This is a genomic window from Paenibacillus sp. OT2-17, from assembly GCF_009827695.1.
GTDB lineage: Bacteria > Bacillota > Bacilli > Paenibacillales > Paenibacillaceae > Paenibacillus > Paenibacillus polymyxa_B.
Genome location: NZ_WUDQ01000499.1, coordinates 1 through 2,751, shown reverse-complemented (window position 1 = coordinate 2,751; position 2,751 = coordinate 1). Strand labels below are relative to the sequence as shown.

Sequence of the window (2,751 nt, the reverse complement as noted above, 5' to 3'; positions counted from 1 at the left end):
GGAAGGAATCTTGGAGCATTTCCGTGTCGTATCTCGTGTAGGCCTGCCTGTGCTTGTATATGAGATTCCGGTTCGCACGGGCAGTCGCATGACAATAGATACAATACGCAAAGTGCTGGACCTGGATGGCGTAATTGGGCTCAAGGACAGCACGGGCGGTCTTGATCTGCTTTTAAAATTGACCCAGTACGAGACCAAGCCTGTCCTCTGCGGAGAGGATGCCTATTTCCATGCCATGCTATGCCAGGGAGCTGCCGGTGGTATGCTTGCATCCGCTCATCTCAATATCCAGGAGTATGTGGATATATACCAACGTTTTGTGGCTGGCGACATGAACGGGTCGCGAGACAGTTTCATGCTACTGGAACCGGTGATCCAGCATGTATTTGCAGAGCCAGCCCCGGCCGCGATCAAGTGGTGGCTTACCCAGCAAGAGATTATTGCCGCCGAGCAATTGCGTCTGCCACTTATGCCACTGTCGGATCAGGTGAAGCAGGGTCTCCTGAATTCAATCGTATCCTGATAAATCAGCTTATCTCAGATTACCCAATCATAACGTAGAAGAAGCATCTCCTGGACAGGAGATGCTTCAATTTTTAGCCGGAACTGACAACCTTCAGAAAAACGAATTTAAGAAGATACTCTCTATGGTAGAACGCTGTATCGGTGTTTTCATCCTAATGAGGTCCGCAATCTGAAAAGCTTACAAGCAATAGCTAGATGGTTGTTAGTAAATCCAGTTGCAGCATTAAGGTAATTCTTTATGTAAGCGAAATTATTGCAAAAAGAAGGCTGCCGGTGAATTTCACCGACAGTCCTTCTCTTCCAAGCAGTATAATCCTCACTCCTATTCGCTGGACAGCTCCTTGAGCGATTTGACTTTACCATGGGGATGCTGTTCTTGCTTTCGTGACTTCCAGGCTGCTTCTTTCCTTTTCTTCTGGTGAGCCATAACAGATATCCTCCTTTGGAAATTGTGATGTATACTACTTTCTTAAGTTGTCATTTCTCAGCTCTGTTCATTCATAAAACTAAATTCGTTGGATTTTTGTAATAATTCAGGGGTTCCAAACCGTTTCAAAGGAATAGCTGGGAGCATGGCTTCATGTATTCTGGGTTTGCTGGGGATTGCATTAATTGAACAAACGGCGCTAACTCAAGCGCTGGACTGGGAACAATTTTTTAAAAAAACAGCCGATTTCTCCTTAACATACTAGAAATCGGCCTTTGCCTTCCGAAAAGAGGATTTAGTACATATAATACAACACAAATAATCACAAATATCGGTGATGCGCCCGAAAGATTGGAAGGTGTGTAAGAAGGCTACTTATCGGCTGAACCGCTAGTTTCCGAGAAATAGTTATGTAAGTGATATAAAAAATATTATCATGTTCATACATTAGCTGTTATTGTAACTCCCTAAAGGACATGTTTTTTAAGAGACTATGAAGAACTTGTATTCTTCATAGTCCTGTTTAATGAACTAATGATCAATTATTCAGCAAATGATGCAAGTGAACTGCCTTCCCACATTTCCCCCTTATTCAGTGTCCAACCATCATTATAAAGATTGTAGGCACCTTTATTAGCTGCGGGGCTCCATCCCTCATCCCAAGCTAAGAAATAAATGGTTTTCGGATATTTTTCTTTAATGGCATTGATAAATAAAGAATAATCCATACTACCATTGGTTGCCTGCGGACCGACTTCTGTGAAAGCAAAAGGCTTATCAAGAGCTGTTAACTCGTCATATCCTTGAATCGAATAAGGATCTGAGAAATAAGCGTCTAATCCAACAATATCAACATATGAAGTTCCAGGGTAAAAGTCTGTCTTAAAGTTTCGGTTGGCGTCTGGTGCGTATACCCATATCAGGTTGTCCAATCCTCTTGTATCGGTCATATAATGATAGACTTTTTTATAAAGCTGTTTATATAAAGTGATACGTTCGCTGTCCTCTTGGTTATAATCGGTAAGTCCCCACCAGAACCATTATCCATTCATTTCGTGAAGAGGTCTGAAAAGAACAGGAACACCTTCATCTTCTAACTGCTTAAGGCCATCGGCAATTTTGCTTAACATAGCGTCTAATCGCTGGCCCTCTTCAGTTGATGAGTCTAGGATTCTTTCATACTGACTGTTTGAGATTGGGGTTTTATAATTTCCAGAGTTAAACGCAGGGTTAGCCAGATGCATACTGATCTGAGGTATACCTCCGTTCTTCCAATGAGAGATTAAATCGGTGTTACAACTATAATCGATCGAATCGGCAATATTAGAAGTCTCCATCCATCCTCTTGAATAATCACAGCCATACACGGCAGGGGACTGTCCTGTTGCATTTTCAATTCGATTAGCTTCGGTCATAGAAAATGACGCATTTGTGTACCCGCCGAATGCTCCTGACACTACGCGATTTTCCGATGACAGATTAGCGAGCCAGTTCATCACTTCCTTGGTTGTGGCTTGTCCATTAGGATTCACCGTATGTGCAGATGCTGTCTGTGAGAAAGTCGAAGCGATTAACAGAATCCCCAATATTCTTATGTACCACCTCTTCTCTAAAGGAACGACTGGTCGATTTTTACCATCGTATTCATTTAATTGATTTCACTGTGATATTTCTCCCTATGACACTTCTGATTGCAAGCTACATTATTTTTCATTCTAGCGAGTTGATACCAACTCCTTATAAAAATTTGATTTTTACGAATAAAAGCACCTCAATTATATCTACCTCAAATGAATAGA

At 41.8% G+C, this 2,751-nt stretch carries 2 protein-coding genes and 1 pseudogene; 1 reads left to right on the top strand and 2 read right to left on the bottom strand.

Annotation, left to right across the window (positions count from 1 at the left end; all coding sequences use genetic code 11):
- Positions 1–523: dihydrodipicolinate synthase family protein (locus tag GRP75_RS23705; RefSeq protein WP_202404285.1), on the top strand; the 523-nt coding region annotated here is incomplete at its 5' end.
- A 324-nt stretch (positions 524–847) separates the two neighbouring features.
- Here GRP75_RS23705 and GRP75_RS30045 read toward each other — a convergent pair.
- Together GRP75_RS30045 and GRP75_RS23700 are read right to left on the bottom strand one after the other, a co-directional pair.
- Positions 848–952, bottom strand: coding sequence for a DUF6254 family protein (locus GRP75_RS30045; RefSeq protein WP_023988604.1), 105 nt, complete (start codon positions 950–952; stop codon positions 848–850).
- A 542-nt stretch (positions 953–1,494) separates the two neighbouring features.
- Positions 1,495–2,547, bottom strand: a pseudogene (locus GRP75_RS23700) (glycosyl hydrolase).
- Positions 2,548–2,751 lie beyond the last annotated feature (204 nt).

Excerpts from the sequence above, each read along its gene's own strand:
- GRP75_RS30045 (WP_023988604.1), bottom strand. The coding sequence starts at position 952 with ATGGCTCACCAGAAGAAAAGGAAAGAAGCAGCCTGGAAGTCACGAAAG.